14 protein-coding genes are annotated in these 21,547 nt (G+C 69.3%); 7 read left to right on the top strand and 7 right to left on the bottom strand.

The genetic code is table 11. From position 1 onward, the window contains the following. Window positions 1-148 precede the first annotated feature (148 nt). Entirely contained in the window at window positions 149-1,099 is a 951-nt protein-coding gene (locus WMF11_RS34095) for an epimerase (protein ID WP_437973701.1), read from the top strand. Between the two features lie 777 nt (window positions 1,100-1,876). Further along, window positions 1,877-2,725, top strand: coding sequence for an SAM-dependent methyltransferase (locus WMF11_RS34100; protein WP_437973702.1), 849 nt, complete (start codon window positions 1,877-1,879; stop codon window positions 2,723-2,725). Window positions 2,726-2,801: 76 nt separating this feature from the next. Here WMF11_RS34100 and WMF11_RS34105 read toward each other — a convergent pair whose 3' ends face one another. The 3 genes from WMF11_RS34105 to WMF11_RS34115 all read right to left on the bottom strand — a co-directional run bounded on the left by WMF11_RS34105 (window position 2,802) and on the right by WMF11_RS34115 (window position 5,868). Next, window positions 2,802-3,827 (bottom strand): SMP-30/gluconolactonase/LRE family protein, encoded by a 1,026-nt coding sequence (locus tag WMF11_RS34105; protein WP_437973703.1) that lies wholly within the window; start codon window positions 3,825-3,827, stop codon window positions 2,802-2,804. Between the two features lie 146 nt (window positions 3,828-3,973). Then, window positions 3,974-4,873 (bottom strand): HupE/UreJ family protein, encoded by a 900-nt coding sequence (locus WMF11_RS34110; RefSeq protein ID WP_437973704.1) that lies wholly within the window; start codon window positions 4,871-4,873, stop codon window positions 3,974-3,976. Between the two features lie 95 nt (window positions 4,874-4,968). Next, complete coding sequence (locus tag WMF11_RS34115; RefSeq protein WP_437903424.1) at window positions 4,969-5,868, bottom strand: peptidyl-prolyl cis-trans isomerase; 900 nt, start codon at window positions 5,866-5,868, stop codon at window positions 4,969-4,971. Window positions 5,869-6,124: 256 nt separating this feature from the next. Between WMF11_RS34115 and WMF11_RS34120 the strand changes: the two genes are divergently transcribed. Then, entirely contained in the window at window positions 6,125-8,332 is a 2,208-nt protein-coding gene (locus WMF11_RS34120; protein WP_437973705.1) for a metallophosphoesterase, read from the top strand. 53 nt (window positions 8,333-8,385) lie between these two features. On the opposite strand, the gene WMF11_RS34125 is transcribed toward WMF11_RS34120, so the two are convergent. Next, window positions 8,386-9,810, bottom strand: coding sequence for a porin (locus tag WMF11_RS34125; protein ID WP_437973706.1), 1,425 nt, complete (start codon window positions 9,808-9,810; stop codon window positions 8,386-8,388). 495 nt (window positions 9,811-10,305) lie between these two features. On the opposite strand from WMF11_RS34125, the gene WMF11_RS34130 reads away from it, so the two are divergent. Then, the gene (locus tag WMF11_RS34130) at window positions 10,306-12,507 is read left to right on the top strand and encodes an SUMF1/EgtB/PvdO family nonheme iron enzyme (protein WP_437973707.1); all 2,202 of its coding nucleotides are present in this window, start codon (window positions 10,306-10,308) and stop codon (window positions 12,505-12,507) included. Window positions 12,508-12,509: 2 nt separating this feature from the next. Next, window positions 12,510-14,009: a hypothetical protein gene (locus WMF11_RS34135; RefSeq protein ID WP_437903428.1), complete on the top strand. Its 1,500-nt coding sequence runs from the start codon at window positions 12,510-12,512 to the stop codon at window positions 14,007-14,009. A gap of 318 nt (window positions 14,010-14,327) precedes the next feature. Here the strand turns inward: WMF11_RS34135 and WMF11_RS34140 are convergent, their stop codons facing one another. Continuing rightward, window positions 14,328-14,906 (bottom strand): thioredoxin family protein, encoded by a 579-nt coding sequence (locus tag WMF11_RS34140; protein ID WP_437973708.1) that lies wholly within the window; start codon window positions 14,904-14,906, stop codon window positions 14,328-14,330. 374 nt (window positions 14,907-15,280) lie between these two features. On the opposite strand from WMF11_RS34140, the gene WMF11_RS34145 reads away from it, so the two are divergent. Next, window positions 15,281-16,366, top strand: coding sequence for an acyltransferase family protein (locus WMF11_RS34145; protein WP_437973709.1), 1,086 nt, complete (start codon window positions 15,281-15,283; stop codon window positions 16,364-16,366). A gap of 45 nt (window positions 16,367-16,411) precedes the next feature. Here WMF11_RS34145 and WMF11_RS34150 read toward each other — a convergent pair whose 3' ends face one another. Continuing rightward, window positions 16,412-17,647 (bottom strand): glycosyl hydrolase family 18 protein, encoded by a 1,236-nt coding sequence (locus WMF11_RS34150; protein ID WP_437973710.1) that lies wholly within the window; start codon window positions 17,645-17,647, stop codon window positions 16,412-16,414. A 383-nt stretch (window positions 17,648-18,030) separates the two neighbouring features. On the opposite strand from WMF11_RS34150, the gene WMF11_RS34155 reads away from it, so the two are divergent. Continuing rightward, window positions 18,031-19,887 carry a HEAT repeat domain-containing protein gene (locus WMF11_RS34155; protein ID WP_437543284.1) on the top strand — a complete coding sequence of 619 codons (1,857 nt, stop codon included), beginning with the start codon at window positions 18,031-18,033 and terminating at the stop codon, window positions 19,885-19,887. Window positions 19,888-20,519: 632 nt separating this feature from the next. Here WMF11_RS34155 and WMF11_RS34160 read toward each other — a convergent pair. Next, complete coding sequence (locus WMF11_RS34160; protein ID WP_437543286.1) at window positions 20,520-21,437, bottom strand: TIGR01777 family oxidoreductase; 918 nt, start codon at window positions 21,435-21,437, stop codon at window positions 20,520-20,522. Window positions 21,438-21,547 lie beyond the last annotated feature (110 nt).

Below are 21,547 nucleotides of genomic sequence, written 5' to 3' on the forward strand. Positions count from 1 at the left end.
CTGGGCGAACACGCCACCATGCGCTCCGAGGCGCGGTCGCTCCGGCAGCGCGCCCGGGATTGGCGCGCCCTCGCCAGGCGCCGGCGCGGCGTGCTCTCGTGGTCGCGCCGGCCTGTGCATTCGCGGCGGCCCGCGGTAGGCTCGCGGCATGAAGATCGTCCTTCCGGGTGGGAGCGGACAGGTAGGTCAGATCCTTGCGCGCGCCTTCGCGGCCGACGGACACGAGGTGATCGTCCTGTGCCGCAGCGCGAGCGTGCCCGCGGGGCGGGTCGTGCCGTGGGATGGACGCACGCTCGGTCCCTGGGCGAGCGAGCTCGACGGCGCCGACGTGGTGTTCAACCTCGCTGGCCGCAGCGTGAACTGCCGTTACACGGACGAGAACCTCCGCGCGATGAGGAGCTCTCGTGTGGACTCGACGCGCGCCGTCGGCGAGGCGATCGCCGCCGCCTCACAGCCGCCGCGCGTATGGCTGCAGATGAGCACGGCCACGATCTACGCGCACCGCCACGATGCGCCCAACGACGAGGCGACCGGGCTCCTCGGCGGCGACGAGCCGGACGTCCCCTCGACCTGGCGCAACAGCGTCGAGATCGCCCGAGCGTGGGAGCAGGCGCTGGACGACGCCAAGACGCCGCGCACGCGCAAGATCGCGATCCGCGCTTCCATGGTGATGAGCCCTGATCGCGGCGGCATCTTCGACGTGCTGCTCGGGCTCACCCGGCGGGGCCTCGGCGGTCCGGCCGGCGGAGGGCAGCAGTTCGTGTCGTGGATCCACGATCGCGACTTCGTGCGAGCGACGAGGTTCTTGATCGAGCGGGACGACATCTCCGGGCCGGTCAACCTCGCCTCGCCGGGGCCGCTCCCCTACCGAGATTTCATGCGCGCGCTGCGCGAGGCCTGGGGTATCGGCTTCGGGTTGCCCGCGATGAAATGGATGCTGGAGGTCGGCGCGCTCGTGATGCGCACGGACACCGAGCTCGTGCTGAAGAGCCGGCGCGTCGTCCCGGGACGCCTGCGCGAGGCCGGGTTCACGTTCGCCTTCACCGAGTGGTCGTCGGCGGCGCGCGACCTCGTGGCGCGATGGCGCACCGAGAGCTGAGGAGCTGACGCGCTCCCGGTGTGCGCTCCTGAGCTCTCCCGACCCAAGCTCTGTTGATCTGGGCGCGACGGCGATCGTGCCGCGCTTGCCGTCCGCCCCGACCGCCACCGCCGCGCCCGTCCTCGAGCCCCTTGCCGGCGACGCGCCCGAGCTCGGCCAGCGCCATGGCGGCCGCGCCGAGCTCGCCGGCGCACGCGCGCCTGGCGCCGCGCAGTGGGATTGGCAAGCTTTTAGCTAGAGTCATAGCTAGAGAGGGAGAGAGGTGCGGGGGAGGCACAAGGAAGAAGCACGAGAGCTCCCAGCGGGCCCGCGCGCCTTGCACGCTCTTTGCAATCGGCCACAAAAATCGCAACACGGCCTCTTTCATGAAATCCACGCATCATGCGGACCAGAGGAAAAGCAGAGATACACGGACCGCAACACGGATTGCATGGCGATCCCTCGTCCAATCGGCCAGCTGCCAGCGACGACTCGCCTCTTGGCGATACGCGAAACCGGACCAGGGCCGAGCTCGATTCCGTCCCTGTCATCAGCGGTAAACGCTACTTGTTCCGACGATTCTTTCATCCAGAATGGGATCCTTGGAATCGTCGAACGGTGACCGCTTGCTGACCTCCCTTCAGCGCAGACCTCCGATAGACATCGGCAGACCGATCGCAAGCCGCACAGTCCCCGACATCGTGCACATGTACGACACCGCAACCAGCGACACGAGCGCCACACACCAGAAGCCTGAGCCACGTTTCGCCCACTCACCATTGCCATGGGGTCGCTCCGATGACGAGAAAGCGCGTCCGTCACTTCACACCCGAGGAGGTGCTCGAAGTCTACGAAGGCCATCCGCTGCGCCTCGAAACCCTGAAGCAACGGCTCGCGGGTGAGCATAAAACCCGGCTCACCGAGGACGATCTCGCGTTCGATGAGGAACGCGAGATCACGGAGCGGAATCACGTCGGAGGCGCACCGTTCGTGCTTGAGCTGGCGGAGGCATGTGGCGTCCGCCCTTCGGACCATGTCCTCGATCTCGGCAGCGGCATCGGGGGGCCGGCACGACTCCTTGCCAGCCGTTACGGCTGCCGAGTCCATGGCGTCGACCTGAACCCGCAGCGGCACAGCGACGCCATGGAGCTGACCCGGCTCACAGGGCTTGAGACGACGGTAACCTTTACATGCGCTGACATCATGGCGCTCACGCCAGAACCCGCCTATTCCGTCGTCTGGGGCCAAAACTCATGGATCCACACCGCCGATCCTGTGCGCCTGCTCGAGCTGGCGAGCGGCTGGCTGATTGCTGGCGGACGCGTCGCGTTCGAAGACACCTGCCTCGGCCGAGACCCCGGAAGCCTACAGGAGGAGAACTGGCTGGATACGCTCTCCGATGTTTGGCGGTCAAGCTTCGTGAGCGCGGAGAAGTGGCGCGACGCCTTCGTTTCCGCGGGCCTGCGCGTCGTCGTGGAGGTGGACGTGACTACGCCATTCATCGAGCACTATCAGAAATTCACACAACTCGCCAGCGAGAGCCCCGATTCATACCCGGCGCACGAAGTCGTTGGATGGCGCTGCGCTCGACACCTCGGTGAGGCCGGAGCGCTCTGCTTCATGCGGCTTGTCGGTGTGAAAGATTGACGCCCGTGGGGCGTCAACCTTCCATCGCCGCCTCGAGGAGGCCTTCCTCCATCGCGAAGGGTCTCTCGTCCGCAGACTACCTCAGCTCGTAGACGTCGACCGTGTCCACCATCACGTGGGGGACAAGGACGCGTCCACGCTTCGTGTCGTAACCGATGTCCGCGGGCGTCTTCTGCTCGGGAATCGCGACCACGAAGGTTCCGCCGAGCTTCCCGCGAAGCACCGCCGACGCTTCGTGGCTGGTCACGAGGAGCGAGTCCCCGAGGGAGATCAGGCCATCGAGGCGACCGCCGGGCGCCGTGGTGGTCGCGTCCTGCTTGGCGCCCTTCTCATCCAGGCGGAAGACCTCGGGAGCGCCGCTCGAGCAGACCACGAGCCCCTTGTCGGACCATGCGAGGCCGTTCGGCATGTGCAGGTCGGTGGTCTTCACCAGCGCCTTGGCCTTGCCCTTCTCGATGACGTACATGGCATCGCTCGACGTCGCCTCCAGGGTTCCGGTCGCGGTGATCTTGAAGCCGGAGTCAGACACGTAGACCTTGCCGTCCGGAGCCGCCACGACGTCGTTCAGCAACGTCGTACCGGGGATGGCGATCTCTCCCTTCGGCGCCCCGGTCTTGAGGTCGAACATCCGGACGGTCGTGAGGTCGGCGACGTAGAGCACGCCCTTCGCGATCGCCGAGCCCGTCGGCGCGTCGAGCTTGACCTTGGCCTTGCCGCCCTCGATCCACTTCAGGTTCGTCACCTGACCGTCGGGCGAGAGGACGGAGATGAAGCCGTTGTTGTCCTTGTCGTCCGGATTGCCGTTGATGTTCGACACGAGGTACCGGTCGTTGTCCGCGTCGTAGAGCACGCTCTCCGGCTTGGCGAAGCCGGTGTACCTGGCGACTGGGCTCGGCGCGGCGAGCCTGGGCGGCTCGGGCGCCGCCGTCGACGCCGTGGGAGCAGCCGGAGCCGCAGGCGGGGGCTCAACGCTGTTCGTCGCGACGGGCGCGACGGAAGCGGAGGCCGCCGGCGCCAGCGCGGGCGGCCGGGTCTCCCCCCCGCAGGAAACCACCGCGGCCGCAGCGGCGATGGACGTCAAAATGCCACGGAATCGTGCCACGAAATGACCTCCGGGCGGCGAATCTACCACAACGCCGAAAGCTCTGGTTCTGGAGCCGGACGTCGAACGCAAGCTGGCCGCCGCGTGGCCTTCCGAGGAGGACCGTGCTGCGGCCCGCGCCGCGCTCAGCCGCTATAGCTAGACGGTCAGACGTCGGGTACGAAAGCGGCGATCCGCTCAAAAAACCAGTACATCGCCAGCGTGCCCATCGCGTAGTAACCGGCGGTCGCGAGACGAACGCCCGACGCGCGCCCGAGCCTACGCAACGCCGCGCGGAGCGCCAGCAAGCCTGCGATGAACACCAGCTGCCCGATCTCCACGCCGACGTTGAAGCAGAGCAGCGCGATCGGGCGATCCGCGTTGGAGAGCTCCAGCACCGCGAGCGCGTTGGCGAAACCGAAGCCGTGCAAGAGCCCGAACGAGAACGCCACGAACCAGGGCCATCGGCGAGTCAAGCTCGGCCGCTTCGTGCGTGCCTCGCCAGCTATCTCCACGGCGACGAACGCGATGCTGAGCGCGATGACGGCTTCGACGGGGGCGGTAGGCAGGCCGTGCAGCCCGAAGGTCGCCGCTCCCAGCGTCAAGCTATGCGCGACCGTGAACGCCGTGACGGTCTTGATCAGCACGCGCCACGAGTCCAGCAGCCAGAGCAGCCCCACCACGAACAGCAAGTGATCCAGCCCGAGCCAGATGTGCGTGATCCCGATCCAGACAAAATTGGACACCCCGCGCAACGCCCTGGTATCGGTCCGCACCTCTGACACTCGAACGTGGGGCTGCGCGGCGGTCAGGCTCAGCATCTGGTCACTGCCGTCAACCCACCGGATCTTGATCATGCCGGAGGTCGAGAGATCGCCCAGGCCGTCGAACCCGACGCGACCTGACAGCCCGCGCGCGCCGCAATCGAGGCGCGGCGCCTCGAACCGGCAGTGCTCAGGGAACACGGGCTTGAGCAAGTCGTACGCCGCGCTGACGTCCTGGATGCCCTGCGTGCGCTCCCAGCTGGCGATGAACTCGCCAGGTGAGCGCTCGTCGAGCGCCAGCACGCTCAGCGAGAGCGTGTGGGCGTGCGCGGCCCCTGCGCACAGGGAACACAGGGTGATCCACAGCGCCGCCGCCGCCCGCAGCCACTTCCCGCTCGTCATGGCCGCTCCGCGATCTGGACGCGCCACTGCGATGTGATGCGGCTGAGCTCCGCTTGAAACGCGCGCGCAGTCCGATCCTTGCGATAGTCCGCGCTCACCTGCTCGCGGATGGTCTCGAACGAGGGCTCCGACGCCGCGGTGCGCTCAGCGACGCGCACGATGTGAACTCCGCGACTGGACCGCAGCTCTCGCCAGCTGCTGCTCGGCAGAGTCCAGAGTTCGTGTGCGAGCTCGGGGCCGTACAATGAGGCCAGCTGAGCTTCGGAGCGTTGCGAATAGTCGGTTGGAATGGGCAGCCCCGGCCCGTCGGCCGGCTCTTGTCGTTCCAACGACGACAAGAGCCGCCGTGCGTCGCCGTCGGCGTCCGGCCCGCTGCGAATCAGGTACTCGCGATAGCTGATGGTCTCAGGGACGGCGTAGTCCGAGAGATGCGCTTCATGGTAGGTTTGTAGCTCGATGTCCGTGGGCGGCTTTTGGCTGAGCTCGGCTTGCAGCATGCCGCGCACGCGGGCGATGACCTGCGCGCGCAGCATCGGGTCCGTGTGCACGAGGGACAGGCGCAAGCCCTCGCGAAACAGCGCTTCATCTTCGACGTAGCGTCGGATCAGCTGCTCGCGCTCTGTGTCGTTCGGGGCCCTGCCCTGGCGTTGCTCGAACAGCTTGACGAGTTCTCGCTGTTTGGACGCCGACACGTCGAGCGTGGGCACGTCGGACGCGCGGGTGACCAGGAGATGTCCGGCGAACACGAGCGCCCCGAGCAGCGTGAAGTGAACGAAGGGCTCGGAAGCGATGCGCCGCGACAAAGCGACGAGGGTCTTGGCATCTTTGGCCGTGCGGCCCGATGCCCCCTCGAACGCGGTCGGGTCGGCGGCTCTAGGGGCGGCGGTTCGAGTCATGGCTCTCGAGAGTGCAGCGTATCCGGCTCACGGACTGGCGAGCCCGGCGGAGGCTACCCGTGCTCCGTGGCGCCTCTGTTTCAGCAGCGCGACGGCGTCGCGACTTGACGGTGGACGACGAGACCTCGCGGCGCAGCGCACGCCGAGCGGCAACCAGAGGTAACTGGAGCCGCACGGAGTTGCAACCTGCACCGCATACAAGTGCGGCAGCGAACAGAGCCAGGCTCGTCCGTCTTGGCCAGGGGAGCACCCGTACATGACAAAAACCTACCGTTTGATGCTCGCTGTAGCCGCTTTCGCGCTGTGTTGTGTAGCGACACGCTCCGCGAGCGCGCAAGCCGCGTTTTCGGTCGTGTTGATCCCCGACACCCAAAACTACAGCGAGTTCTCCTCGTACGAAGTCTACGAACACCAAATGCAGTGGCTCGTCGACAACCGCGCCGCGCGCAACATCAAGTTCGCGGTGCACCTCGGCGACATCACCAATCACGACACCGCAATCGAGTACGACGTGGCGAGCGCCGCGCACACGCTGCTGGACAACGCCGGCGTGCCGTACAGCATGACGATCGGCAACCATGACATCTACCCGAGCAACGAAGCCTACAAGCGCAGCTCGCTGTACGCGGATTACTTCGGCCAGCCGCGCTACGAGGGCGAGTCGTTTTACGGCGGTGCTTACGACGCATCGAACATCAACAACTACACGTACTTCGAGGCCGGCGGGCTCAAGTTCATGGTGGTGAGCCTCGAGTTCGCGCCGCGCAAGGACGTCGTGACGTGGGCGAATCAGGTCATCGCGAACCACCCGGACCGCCGCGTCATCGTGGCCACGCACTGCCACATGAACAACAACGCTGAGCACGCGAGCGGCTGTGCCGACAGCTACAACCTCGAGGGCCGCGACGGCGTGGACCTCTGGGAAGAGCTGATCCAGCGCCACAGCAACGTGTTCATGTCCGTGAGCGGACACATCCAGGGGGTGTCGTATCGCCGCCGCACCGGCAACAACGGCAACAACGTACACGAGATCCTGAACGACTTTCAGAGTGAGCCGGTCCTGGGCAACGGCCATGCGCTGGGCAACGGCTGGCTGCGCGTCCTCACGTTCGAGCCGGCGCAGAATCAGATCACGGTGGAAACGCTGAGCGTCGAGGACGGCAACTGCGCGATCTTCGCCGACTGTCAGGCGACGCTGTACCTGAACTACAACAAGGCGCAGAGCCCGACTGCGACCAAACACAACCAACAGAACTACGCCATCAGCTACGACATGCAGGCTGCGCTGCCCACGTACGCTTACACGGCCAGCGATATCTTGTTCAAGGATCGCATGGCCAACGTGCAGTTGACGGGCGAGCACTTCGATCCCAAGATCGCGACGGCGCCGAACGGCAACTTCGTGGTGGTCTGGGAAGATGACCACGATGACAACGGCGTCGGTCAGATCTACGCGCGCGGCTTCGACCCGGACGGCAACGCGCGGTTCTCGCAGATCGCCGTGAACAGCGTGGATTCAGGCGAGCAGAGGCACCCGAGCGTCGCCATCGACGACTCGGGGAGATTCGTGGTGGCGTGGGAAGACGATCAGGACGGGAACGGCGCATATCAGATCCTGGCGCGCGGCTTCAATGCCAATGGCAGTGAGCGCTTCCACGATGTTACGGTGAACACGGTGTCGGGCGGTCAGCAGTCGAGGCCCGCGGTGGCCTGCGACGCCAACGGCAATTTCGTCGTCGCCTGGGAAGACGATCAGGACGGGAACGGGTACTATCAGATCTTGGCGCGCGGCTTCACTGCGGCCGGCGTTCAGCGCATCGCGACCTTCACCGTCAACAGCGTCGCCGCGGGTGAGCAGTTCAATCCGGCCATCGCCATGGATGCGGATGGTGACTTCGTCGTCGCTTGGGAAGACGACCAGGACGACGACGCCAACTTCCAGATCTATCATCGAGGTTTCACCGCCACGGGCGGCAACCGCTTTGCGCAGAGAGCGGTCAATACGAGCACGGCGGGGCAGCACACCATGCCGTCGATCGGCATGGCGAACAACGGGAACTTCGTGGTGGCCTGGGAGGACGATCAGGACGACAACGGCTACTACCAGATCTATGCACGCGGGTTCACGATCACCGGCGCGGAGCGGTTCGGGGTGATGGCCGTGAACAGCGTGGCTGATGGTCAACAGCTTGCGCCTAGCGTTGGGATGCGCGGCGACGGTGCTTTTGCGGTGGCTTGGCAGGACGACCAGGACGACAACGGCGCGTATCAGATCCTGGGTCGCGATTTCACGGCCGGCGGCGCGCAGCATCGGGCGGATTTCACCATCAACAGCGACTCGAGCGGCCAGCAACGGTTGCCTGTGACTGCCATGGATGATCAGGGCCGCTTCGTGGTGGCCTGGGAGGACGACATGGACGGGAATGAGAAGGCGCTCATCCTCGTTCGCAATTTCAATTATTGAACTTTGAGGCGGCGGCCTGGCGATGCGGGGCCCCCGGGCGCGGCCCTCCCGCTTCAGAACGTGGCGTCGAGCTGGAGGCGACCTACGTGGCGGGCCTCGGCGGTGTCCTTGCCGAAGATGTAGAAATAGTCGCCCTGGATCTTCAGGGCATACCCGTTCACATAGTAATTGAGCCCGCCGCCGACCTGCTTTCCCTGCGTGTCGACGAGATCGACGAGCTTCGGATCGGTGCCGCGCTCCGCGAAGATCTGGTCCCAGCGCGCGGCGACCTCGACCCGCTCGGTCAGCAGGAAGCCCGACTGGACGAAGTAGCCGTAACCCGACCGGGTCCACTCCCGCACGGGCGCGCCGTCGACCTCGCCCTCGAAGGAATCCCGCTCGGCGTGGCGCACCACGGCCTCGGCCGAGAGCGAGAAGCCGCCGTATTTGAAGACGAGATCCGCCGCGCCGTGCAGGTAGTCGGCCGCGCCGTGCGCGAGCGTCGTGCCATAGGTGCTGTTCTGGCGGTTGGTCTGGTGGTTGTAGGCGCCCGCGACGCCCACCGCGAGCCGGGGCTTCGCCTCGCGAGAGAGGTCGCCCTCCTGGTCGTCGTCGAACGCGCCGAACGGGCGGACCGCGAGCCGCGCCACCGCGAGCGGGCCGTGCTTCTGGCCGCCGAAGCGATTGCGCCCCTCGCCGCCGCCCACGAAGAGGTTGTACGACAGCTTGCCTCCCAGGCCGAAGAGATCGGGCGATGAGAGCATCAGGCCGACGTCGCGATCGAGCGTGAACTCGCGGACGGCGATCTGGCGATCGACCAGCTGGAGGGTGAACTCGCGCGTGGTCCGCGCCCGGTCGAACGGGACGAAGAACTGGCCGACACGCACGTTGAGATCGCGGATCCCGGTGTACTCGACGAAGGCGTCGAAGACGGGAGAGGGGCTGTCCTTCTCGAAGTCGTTGCCGCCGAAGGCGAGCTGCACGGTGTACTTGAGATCGGGCGAGAGGACATGGCCGCTCGTCGTGAGGCGCACCGTCTTCACGTTGATCTCGTTCGTGTCGTCCTCTCCCGTGTGCGTGATGGTCTCGCGGAGCTGCACGCGGGCCCGGATCGTGGACGAGAACTTGTCGTCCGCCGTCTTGACGGTGAAGCCCTTTCCAGGAGCCGCCGTCACCTTGACGGCGCTTCCCTTGTCCTTCGCCGCGCTGGCCCGCTCCTCGGCGGCCGCCTTGCGCTCGGCCTCGAGGCGCTCGATCAGCCCGCGCTGCTGCTGCTCGAGCTCCGCGACCCGGCGGCTCAGCGGCTCGACGCCGGCCGCCGCCCCGGTCTCCTGCGGCGCGGGGGCCGGAAGCGGCGCCGGGGCCTGGGGCGGCGCCGGCGCCTGGAGCGGCGCCACGGGCTGCTGAGCGGACGCCTGGGAGGGGAGCGCGGCGGCGACGAGCCAGAGCGCCGCTGCCGCGCGGACCGTGTGCGACTTCTTTCCGTTGATCGATTTCAAGCGCGTTGTTCCTCGGATCAAACCAGCTGCTGACGACGCACGGCGCACGACCCTCGACGCGCGGCGCGCACGGCCGGCACCAGCCGCCGGCGCGAACGCGCACCACGCCCTCGCAGGCGGCGGCCCCTCACTCCCCGGCCTGCGCTCCGCGTCCCACGCACGACGCGCAGACGAGAGGCCGCGGTCAGGAGCACCCGGCTGGGCAGCAGCGACGCCAGCAGGGAACCACCGAACGTGTCATCCAATATAACGGACGAAGATCTCTGTCAAGAGATGGATCGCGCCCACAAGGATCCCTGAATGCGGGCTCGCTCACCATCCAACGGGCCTTGGGACATCCGCCATATCGGACACCCGGAGCGGGCGGCGCCTCCGGATCAGGGAGGGCGCCGGATCGCGCGAAAGGGTTCCAACCGACGGCGAGGCAACTAAGATGGCCCCGACGCACGCACGAGGCGCTCCGATCGGGGCCCCGCCGCGGTGCGTAGGGATCTCATGAGCCAGAACCCGGACCGCAGCGATCCGCTCAACATCGCCGGCAGCCTGATCGCCGACAAGTACAGGATCGATCACGCCGTGGGCGAAGGCGGCTTCAGCGTCGTCTACAGGGCCGAGCACGTCATCTGGAAGCAGCCCGTCGCCGTCAAGTGCTTCACCCTCCTCGGGGGCGCGCCGGCCGAGCAGCGGGAGCAGCTGCTCCAGGCGTTCATCCAGGAGGGCAAGCTCATGACCGAGCTGTCCAGCCGCTCGGCCGCGATCGTCCAGGCCCGCGACATCGGCACGTTCAACGCGCCGGACGGGCAGTGGCTGCCCTACATGGTCCTCGAGTGGCTCGACGGCAGGCCGCTCGATCGGGTCCTCTACGACGAGACGACCGACGGCGCGCCGGCGCGCGACCTGCGCGCGACGATGGCGCTGCTCGAGTCGGCCGCGATCGCGCTCGATCTCGTGCACTCGCGGAACATCGCGCACCGCGACATCAAGCCGGCGAACCTGTTCGTCGTCGGCCAGCCGCGCGACGCCTCGACGTTCGTGAAGGTGCTCGATTTCGGCATCGCCAAGGTGATGGCCGATCACGCGGCGGCGGCGACGGCGCTCGCCCAGACCGGCAAGGACATCACCGCGTTCACGCCGAGCTACGGCGCCCCCGAGCAGTTCAGCCGGACCCACGGCGCGACCGGGCCCTGGACCGACGTCTTCGCGATGGCGCTCATCATGATCGAGGTGATGCTCGGCGGAGCGCCGGCGCTGCAAGGCGACGACTACCTCCAGCTCGCGGTCGCGAGCCGCGATCCGTCGCGCCGGCCGACCCCGCGGACGCTCGGCCTCACGGTCAGCGACGAGGTCGAGGCGGTCTTCGCGAAGGCGCTCGCCGTCGCGCCGGCGGACCGCTTCGCCACCATGGGCCGCTTCTGGTCGGCGCTGCACCGGGCGGTCTTCCCCGAGGACCCGGCCTGGGCGCTCTCCACGGGCGGCGGCTCGCTCGCGCCCCCGCCCGGGGCGCCGTCGCCCCGCGCGTCCGCGCCGCGGCTCCCGTCCTCGCCGCGGATCTCGCTGCAGGCGCAGACCGCGCCGACGATGGCGGCGCCCTCCACGGCCCCGGGGCCGCCGCCCGCGCTGACGTCGCAGCCGGTCTCCGTGGCCGGCTCGAGCGCCGCGAGCGACGCGGCGGCGCCGAGGTCGAAGGGCCCGCTGCTCTTCGGCGGCGTCGCGCTCGCGCTCGCGGCCGGCGGCGCGATCACCTGGAGCTTGCTGCGCTCCGCGCCGCCTGAGGAAGAGGCGTCGCGGAGCGCGCCGGTCGCCACCGCGTCCGCCACCGCGGCGGCGCCGACGGCGAGCGCCACGGCCGCGGCGGCCGCGCTCCCCGAGCGGCGGACCGAGTGCCCTGCAGGGATGGTGCTCGTCCCGGGCGGCAAGTTCTTCATGGGCTCCGACGAGCCGGAGTTCAAGCTGTGGCAGCCCGCGCACAAGGTGACGATCGACACGTTCTGCATCGACGTCCACGAGGTGACCGCGGGCGACTACAAGGCGTGCTCGGACAAGGGAGAGTGCAAGCGGCCCCCGGCCGCGCCCGACTTCCCGAACACGAGCGGCGCGCCCGCCGCCGCGCACCAGAAGACGCTGACGGCCCTCGCCGAGCAGTGCACCTTCGGCAAGCCCGAGCTCGCGAAGCACCCGATCAACTGCTTGCCGTGGAGCCTCGCGAACGCCTACTGCGAGGTCCACGGCAAGCGCCTGCCGACCGAGGCGGAGTGGGAGTACGCGGCGCGCGGCTCCGACGGGCGCAAATTCCCCTGGGGCGACAAGCCCGGCGACCAGACCTTCATGAACGCGTGCGGCACCGAGTGCACGGCGTGGGAGAAGGCGCGCGGGCTCACGCTGAGCGAGCGCATGTACGACGCCGACGACGGCTTCTCCGGCACGGCGCCGGTCGGCTCGTTCCCGAACGGCAAGACGAGGTTCGGGGCCGACGACGTGGTCGGCAACGTGTGGGAGTGGACCGCGGACTGGTTCGAGACCTACAAGGACGAGGAGCAGGTGAACCCGAAGGGGGCGCCGGCCGGCGATCGCAAGGCGATCCGGGGCGGCGCCTACAACGGCGGCTTCGCGCTCTGGCTCAACCCGGCGTTCCGCTACCACCAGCTCGCGACGGCGAGCGCGCCGGGCATCGGCTTCCGCTGCGCCGCGCGCCTGTAGCCGTGCCGGTCCCCACGTCCCAGCTCGCGAACCCCTCCATCGCCGGCCCGCTCGGCACGCTGGCGTTCTCGCAGGTGCGCCCGCTGAGCTCGTCGCTCGCGCTGCGCGCGATCCGGTGGCACCAGAGCCTGGAGCGGCTCGGGGTGGTCCTGCCGTTCGCGCTGGTGCACGACGCGGGCCTGCTCTTCTCGACGCCGCGCGAGCAGCTGGAGCTCGGCCCGCGCTGCGACCCGAGGGAGCTCGCGGGCCGGCTCCGGGACGCGGAGCGCATCGTGGAGGGGTACCGGGCGGTGCTCCGGGAGCTCGCCGAGAGCGAGGCCGCGCGGTGCGCGGCGCAGCTCCGGATGAGCGACGATCTGGTCACGGTCGTGCTGTCGCGCCTCTTCGGCGCGGTCGCGGCGCGGACCCACACGCCGCCGGCCTACCGCGCGATGCTCCCCGCGGACGCGGCGCTCTTCGAGGGGATCGAGCCGCAGCTCCGCGGGCTGTTCCTGTCGGCGCGGCGCGAGTTCGAGCAGCGGGCGCTGGAGGCGCTCGACGTCTCCCGGCTGTACGTGCTCACGATGTCGGACGCGCTCGACATCGAGACGCTGCGCCTGTTCGGCATGCTGGGCTCGGAGGCGTCGGCCGGGGCGCTCGCCCAGGTCGATCTGCTCGCGGCGCTCTCGTCGCCCGAGGCGAACGACATCGTGAATTTCTCGCTGGAGATCCTGCCGAGCGTGCTCGAGACGAAGACGCGCCCGGCCGCGGGCACGACGGCGGCGCACGGCTACTCGGGGCTGGGCACGCGCGGCTCGATCGACAGCATGGTGCTGACGGAGCTCGCGTGGGACGACATGGAGCTGGCGCGCCGCATCGCGGACAACGAGGTGCTGTACTTCGCGCGCGAGCAGAGCCGGGACGAGCAGCGGCGCATCCACTACCTGCTCATCGACGCGTCGGCGTCGATGCGCGGCGATCGCCAGACGTTCGCCCGGGGGATGGCGATCGCGACGGGCAAGCGGCTGTTGCTGGAGGGCGAGGACGTGGCGTTCCGCTTCTTCGACGCGCGGCTGTACGAGCTCTACCGGGCGAAGAACGGGCAGCTGCCGACGGCGCACCTCCTGTCGTTCAAGGGGGAGCGGGGCAGGAACCCGGCGCGGGTGTTCGCGGAGCTCGCCACGGATCTGGATCTGACGCGGCACCACGATCCGCGCACGCCGGTGGTGCACCTCTTCACGCACGCGGCGCTCTACATCCCGCGGGAGATGGTGCAGGCGGTGCAGAGCCACGCGCACATCTCGGCGGTGTTCATGCTGCCATCCGGGGGGGAGCTGGACCTCGACTACCTGGATCTGCTGGACGCGCACTGGGTGGTCGACCACGCGACGGTGGCGAGCGGGGCGGCTCGGGCCAGCGCGGCGAAGGCGATCCTCGGGGAGAAAGACCGGCAGGACCGGCCCGAGGAGGGAGGTTCTGCCGCACGGCGCCTGGGGGCCCCGCCGAACTCGCACGTGGCCTGAGCCTTGCCCGCTGGGCAAGGCTCAGGCCACGTGCTCAAACATCGGCCCATCCCCCAGGCGCCGTGCGGCAGAACCTCCCTCCTCGGGCCTACGAAAATTGATGGGGAAATGGGGAGACGGAGAGATGGGGACGGACCATCCCCCAGGCGCCGTGCGGCGGAACCTCCCTCATGACCGAGCGACGCCGGGCCCTCCGCTGGAGCGACGCACAGGATGTGGGGAATATAGAACCCGGACTGGAATGCCCGGGGCGTCAGCCCGGAATCCTGCCCGACAGGAGCAGGCATCGGCTCCGACCGGCTGTGATTCCTACGGAATTCAGCGGTAATACGCCGGCTCATTGCCGGGCTTCCACTTGATGTTGCAACCGATGCTCGGGCGCTGCTCGGAAGGGACAGGCGCCGAGGAGAGCACCGCGTCGATGGCCGCGCGGAGATCGCGGCCCGTCACGGGGACGTCGTTGCCAGGGCGGCTGTCGTCGAGCTGACCACGATAGACCAGCCGACGATCGGGGCCGAAGAGGTAGAAGTCCGGCGTGCACGCGGCCCGGTAGGCCCTGGCGACCTGCTGCGCCTCGTCGAGGAGGTAAGGGAACGTGTAGCCGACCTCGCGCGCCTCTCTGGCCATCGCCTCGGCGTTGTCCGCTGGATACGCGACGATATCGTTCGAGTTGATGGCCACGATGGCCACGTCGTCAGCACCATAATCACGCGTCAGCCGGGCGAGCTCGTGGCGGATGTGCTTGACGAACGGACAATGATTGCAGATGAACATCACGAGGAGCGCCCGCTGCCTCGTGAAATCCGAGAGCGCGACCTGCTTTCCGTTGAAGTCGGGCAGCCTGAAGTCGGGCGCCGAGGTGCCCAGCTCAAGCATCGTGGACGGGGTGCGTGCCATGACAGGATTCTCCTCTCGCTGTGACGGCGCGCACCGTACCACGCGGCGGCACGGACGCGCACGGACGCGGCACGGCGACCCCCTTCCGCGCGCGGGCCGAGGCCGCGCACGTTCGCTCCGGCCGCCTGCGCCAGGCCGGCCCGCGCCGCGCCCGCCGCCGCACCGATGCTGCCGGTGAGGCGGCGCCGCCGCACCCTGGCACGATCAGCGCGGCGCCCGGACCGGGCGCGCTGAGCTCGAACGGTCGGTCCCGGCGTCAGGACGCGCCCATGGCCGCCATCCCCCTCCCGAAACTGGCGTCCAGGCCGTCTCAAACTTGTTTGCGCCTTCCGCTCAGTCGTAGCTCATCAACTCACGCGCACTACACTCGATGCATGCGGCTCAAATCGCTCGACATCTTCCGCGGAATAACGATCATCGCCATGATCCTGGTCAACTTCCAGGGCGATTTTCCAGCAATCTATCCGCCTCTCGCTCACTCGTATTGGGAGGGCTGCACACTCGCGGACACCGTGTTTCCTTGCTTCCTCTTCATCGTTGGCGTGACCCTGCACATCTCCATGTCGGGGCGCCGCGCGCGCGGCGCGACGGACGGCGAGCTGGCTCGGCAGATCGTGAGACGCGGCGCGATCTTCATCCTGATCGGGCTGTTCCTCTCGGCGTTTCCGTTCTTTCCCGAGGACCGCCTCACGCAGCTGCGCATCCCGGGAGTCCTCCAGCGCATCGGCGCCGCGTACATGCTCGCGGCGCTCCTCAGCCTCAGGACCACAGCCCGTCAGCAGGCGGTCATCATCGCCACCACCCTGATCGGCTATTGGCTCATCCTGCAACGCTATCCGCTCGACGATCCGCATCAGACGCTGGCGGCCCGGGTGGATCGGTATCTCCTCGGAGCGCACATCGCGCGCAAGGGCTGGGACGCGATGGGCATCCTCGCCACGGTCCCGGCCGCGATGACGGTGATGCTGGGGAACCTCGCCGGCCGCTGGCTGTGCGGGGCCTCGGAGCTCCGCACACGCGTCGCCGGGCTCCTCGCGGCCGGCGCCGGGGGGATCGCGCTGGGCCTGCTCTGGGGACAGCGGTTCGCGTGGAACCGCAGCCTGTACTCGAGCTCGTTCGCGCTGTTCACCGCCGGCGTGGCCGCGCTCGCCACCGCCGCGTGCGTGTGGATCGTGGACGTGAAGCGATGGCAGCGATGGGGCGCTCCGTTCCTGATCTTCGGCGCGAACCCCATCGCGGCCTATGCGGGCTCGACCATGATGATCCACCTGCTCTATTACGTGAACACGACCGGAGACGACGGCGCCACGATGAGCGTCAACAATCTCCTTTACACGCGCCTCTTCGCGCCGTGGCTCTCGCCGCTGAACGCCTCCCTCGCCTTCGCGCTCACGGCGGTCTCCCTCTGGCTCGCGCTGCTCTATCCTCTCCACCGCCGGGGCATCTTCCTCAAGGTCTGAGCGCCTGTCCCCGCAGGGCTCCGAGGCGGCCGCAGGGCGCGGCGATCACCTCGGGAAGTGGCGCTCGATCATCGAGAAGAACGCCGCCCCGCCCGGCTCGCCGCCGATGCTCCAGTACGTCACCCCGCCGAGCCCGCCCTGCCTGGCGACGACGACCTTCTCCTCGAGCGACGCGAGGTCCTCGAAAAAGACGCGCTCCCCGCTCGAGAGAAGCCGGTTCGGCGATCTGCCTGCCGCGAGCCGCCCGCCCTCGTCGTCCGGGCACCGGCTCATGTGCTCGGTGCTGGTCTCGTAGCTGTCGCCCGCGAGCTCCAGGCACTTGCTGAGCGGCTCGCACCCCACCACGGCGCCCCCGCTTCCCGGCGCCTCCGGCCCGAGGAGTCCGTAGTTCGGCAGCCCGAGGAGGAACTTCTCCCGGCGCGCGCCGCCGTCGAGCGCCCCGATGTACGAGACGGTCTCCTGGAGCCACCCGAGCGGCGCGACAGGGCCCACGTGCGGTCCGTCGTGCCAGTGGTAGTCGTACCCCATCACGTGCACGTGATCCGCCGAGGCGCTCAGCGCCTCGTAGTCGAACACGCCATTCGCGGACACGACCGCCGGGACCGCGAGCGAGAGCTCCTTTCCGTGCGCGTGGAGGGCACGCGACAGCTCGTCGACGAACGCCGAGAACGCGGCACGCTCGGCCCGGACGGTCTCGCCCGGCCCGAGGACGGACGAGAGGTGCTCGTAATCGATGTCGATCCCGTCGTAACCGTTCTCCATCACGAGCCCGACGATGCCCGCCACGTGCCTCGCCAGGAGCACAGGATCGTGGAGCATGGCGTGCACCGCGACGACGTCGGGCCGGTCGATGGCCGCGATGAGGGGGATGAGCCGGGTCCGCGCGCCGCCGGGCGTCGTGCGGTCGAGGACGCGCCGGTCGTGAAAGCCCGCGAACGGCGCCTCCCGGCCGCGCGGGTGGTTCTCGAAGCGGGTCGGCGAGGCGACGCGCCACCACTTCGGGTGCACGGCGTCGAACGCCCCGGCGTGGGCCGCGAAGGTGTCGTATCCGAGCTCCGTCGACTCGGGATCTCCAAGGAACTCATGCAGCCACCCGCAGAAGCGGTGATCGCCCGGCGCGCGCGTCGCCTGGCTCGCGCGCTGCGCCCCGGGCGCGGCCGACGCGGAGAGCTCGGCGCTCCCCACCTCGTCGAACAACGGCGCGCGCTCGCCCGCGCCGCCGCAAGAGACGGAGATCGCGGCAGAGCAGGCGAGCATCAGAGTCTGGTGAAACAGCTTCATATCGGCCGCGCTCTAGCAGCCCGCCGCCGCATCGACAGCCCGGTTCTCACGCTTCCGCGGGCTGCCTCACGCCGAGCCGGCGATGCGCCGTTTGACGGCTACTCCATCCCCGCGCCCCTAAGGAATCCCCTTATTTGGCAGCCCTTTCAACGAAAAGAAGTTGAACAGGGAGGCGGGGAGACAGGGAGTATTTTGAAAATTTCCCTCCCCGCCTCCCCGCCTCCCTGTGAATTTTCCGAAGAACTCGAGGGGATGCCTCGAGCCCTCGCCCCTCACGCCGCGCCCACGCGCCTCGCGGCGCCGGCGGCCGGGCCAGCGACGTCGCCCGCGCACGCGCCCACGGCTCCCTCGGCCAGGGCCGGTGTACTACGCTCGCTCCCGGCATGACCCAAGGCGTCCGCCCCCTGCACGAGCTCCGCGACGAGGCCCGCTCCGCGCTGGCCAGGAGCGATCTCACGCGCGCGCGCGACGCGCTCTTCAGCGCCCTCCAGCACACCATCGCCCGCGAGGAGGAGTACGTCGCCATGACGGACGAGCTCCGCGACGTGCTGGTCCGGCTCGGCGACGCGCGGAGCGCGCTCACCGTCTCCTGGTACGGCGGCAACGAGCAGAGCCAGCGCCCGCTCATCGCCAAGGTCCCGCCCATCGACCGCGCGCGCACCGTGCTCGCCTGGGCCGAGCGCGAGCAGGACCCGGAGCGGCAGAAGCGGCTCTACGGCCGCGCCGCCGACGAGTACGAGGCCGCCGGCCTCGTCGCGCAGGCCGCCATCGCCCGCGAGCGCGGCCAGGACTTCGCCCGCGCCCGCGCCCTCTGGTCGCGCCTCGCCCAGCTGCTCTCCTCGTCGGGCAGCGACCTCTACGCCGCCGGCCTCGCCCGCTTCAACCTCGCCCGCACCTCGCTCCGCACGGGCGACGCCGCGGCGGCGCGCGAGGCCGTCTTCGCCTCCGTCCACCTGCTCGAGGAGGCCGCCGACAGGTACGAGACCATCGGCCAGCGCGAGCGCGCCTTCGACTGCTACCAGGTCCTCATCGCCGTCGGGCGCGAGAGCCGCGCCTTCGAGCACGTCCTCGAGGGCTACGTGAACGTCATCCGCATCCTGCGCGAGGACCACCTGCGCTACTACGCGCTCCAGTCCTACGAGGAGGCCGTCGCCGCGGCCGAGAAGCAGGGCGAGATCTCCGCCGCCGCCACGCTCGCCCGCGAGATGGCCGCGTACGCCCGGAAAGAGGGGCTCGTCGCCGTCGCCAACTTCGCCGTGCTCGCGCAGGCCCGCCTCTGGCAAGAGGTGTCCGCCGTCTCGCAGAAGCGCGCCGCCCCGCCCGAGATCGCCGAGAACGCGCTGCTCGCCGCCGTGATCGCGCTCGGCGAGGCGGGGCAGTACAGCAAGGTGGGCAGCGTCTACCGCGCGCTCACGCAGCTGCCGCTCGAGGAGACCCGGAAGAAGCACTACGCCCGCGCCGGCCGCCGCTACGTGAACGCGCAGGACCTGCCGATCGACGCCGCGCCGCTGCCGGCGCACCTCCGCCACGAGCTCGGCTTCCCCGACGTCTGGCACATCGACCTCGTCGAGTGGGAGCAGGCCGGCAGCGCCGCCCAGGCGTGCGGCGACATCGTGCTCGACCCGGCGCAGTGGTCCGAGGTCACCCGCCGCCGCGCCATGCTCGCCCGGCTCACCGCGCTCGCCGTCGAGGGCGCGACGCCCGAGGCCACCCCCGCGCAGCAGCTCATCAGCCTCGCGGAGCAGCTCGCGACGGTCGAGCTCTACACGATCCTCTCGCCGCTCGAGCGCCTGTTCCGCCGCGCCGAGCCGAAGATCCGGGTGGCCGTCGTCCGCGCGCTCTCCCACTTCCTCTACAAGCGCACGTTCATCACCATCCGCGACGCGCTCGTGGATCCCGACCCCACCGTGGTCCACGAGGCCGCCCGCGCGCTGGAAGAGCTCCGCTTCGCCCACGCCTTCGATCCGCTCGCCCGCATCTACCGCGAGTCGCAGGCCGCCGCCGTGCGCGCCAGCGCCGTGCGGGCGATCGCGAAGATCGACACCCTCGAGGCCGGCGAGATGCTCCTCGGCATCCTCCAGCACGAGGGCGCCGAGGAGCGCGCCGTGGCCGTCGAGGCGCTCAAGCGCGTGCGCGGCATGAAGTTCGTGGAGCTCGCCCGCGGCTCGCTCTCCGAGCTGACAGGCTCCGCGCAGGCGGTGGTGCGAGAGATCCTCCAGAGTCGTGGCCTCAGCCCCTGAGCGCGCCTGCACGACCTCGCGCCTGCACGACCGCACGCCCGCCGGCCGCGCGGGGCTCCACACCGAACCACAACGGAGCAGCTCGGGGGTGATCCGCTGTCCGGGCAGCGAGCGCAGACTGCGCCTGGCTCCTCCCCTCTCTCACGCACCAGAAACCGCGCCTCGGACGAGCCTCAGACGAGGACGACGAGTAACCCCGCGATTGTGCGCTGCGGCAAGGGGATTCCCCTAACGAGTTTGGTTCTCGCAGCGCTTCTGGAGGGTGCACGTCGACATCCAGTCGGGATACCCTGCACGCGCCAATCCAACTCATCCCGAGAGATTCTCGGAGCGCGATGACGTAAGCATGGAAGCGGACGGAGCGCTTGGGGGAGCGCTGGGAAACCGCCGTCCGGGCTCCCGATGGTGCGCTGCTCGACACAGGTCGACTTCTCAGCGCGCCACCGGCGGCTCTTGTCTCGTGTGGGCAGCAGCTGGGCGCCGTATCGCGGCGCCCAGCTGCCCGCCTCGAGCGCGCCGCTCCGGCGGCGGCGCGGCGGCTGGAGCGCGGTCGCGCCCCGGCGCAGGGCGGCGAGAGCTCGACCCGCGGGCGCTCCGCTGCGGAGGATCGACCTCGACCCGCGGGCGGGCGCTCAGCTGCGGAGGATCGACTCGAGCGCGGGCACGATGCGGGCGTAGCGGAACTTGTATCCGAGCTCTTCCGCCCGCCTGGGATAGACGCGCTGCCCGGTGGTGACGATCTCGGCCGCGTCGCCCATCCCCAGCTTCACCACGGCCTCGGGCACGCGGAGCCACGACGGCCGGTGGAGCACCGCGCCGATCGCCTGCGCGACCTCGTCGCCGGTCTGCGCGTTCGGCGCGGTCATGTTGAAGGGGCCGCGCACCGCGTCGTTGTCCAGGGCGAGCAGGGTCATCCCCACGACGTCGTCGCGGTGGATCCACGAGATGACCTGCTTTCCGTCGCCGACGGGCCCGCCAAGGAAGAACCGGAAGGGGGCGATCATCTTGTCGAGCGCGCCGCCGCCCTCGCCGATCACGACGCCGATGCGCAGCTGCACCGAACGGACGCCGTGCTGCTCCTCGACGGCGCGGGCCGCCTCTTCCCAGCGGACGACGACGTCGGCGAGGAAGCCCTCGCCGGGCGCCGCGTCCTCGTCGAGCACCTTGTCGCCCGGCTGCGGGCCGTAGTAGCCCACGGCGGACGCGCAGAGGAACGCGCTCGGCTTGCGCTTGGCCTTGCCGATCGCCTCGCCCATGAGGCGGGTCGTGTCGACGCGGCTCCTCAGGATCTCGCGCCGCGCCTCCTCGGTCCACCGCTTGACGATGGTCTCGCCCGCGAGGTGGATGACCGCGTCCACGCCGTCGACCTCCTCGAACCACGGCCCCGGGGCGTCCGAGCTCCACGACACGACGCGCGCCCCGGGCAGCGCCGCCTGCGTCCGCGCCACGTCGCGCGTCAGCACCGTCACCCGATCACCCCGCGCGAGCAGATCCTTCACGAGACCGCGCCCGATAAACCCGCTGCCGCCAGTGACAAGAACCGTCTTCACGCGATCTATCTATCACGGCTCGGACGGAGGCGGGGCTTCCCTTCGAGCGCCGCTCCGGGAGCGCTCGGACGGCCTGCAGCTGTCCAGTCGTGACGCCGAGCGCTGGAGAC

The organism is Sorangium sp. So ce295, assembly GCF_051527405.1.
Classification (GTDB): domain Bacteria; phylum Myxococcota_A; class Polyangia; order Polyangiales; family Polyangiaceae; genus Sorangium; species Sorangium cellulosum_B.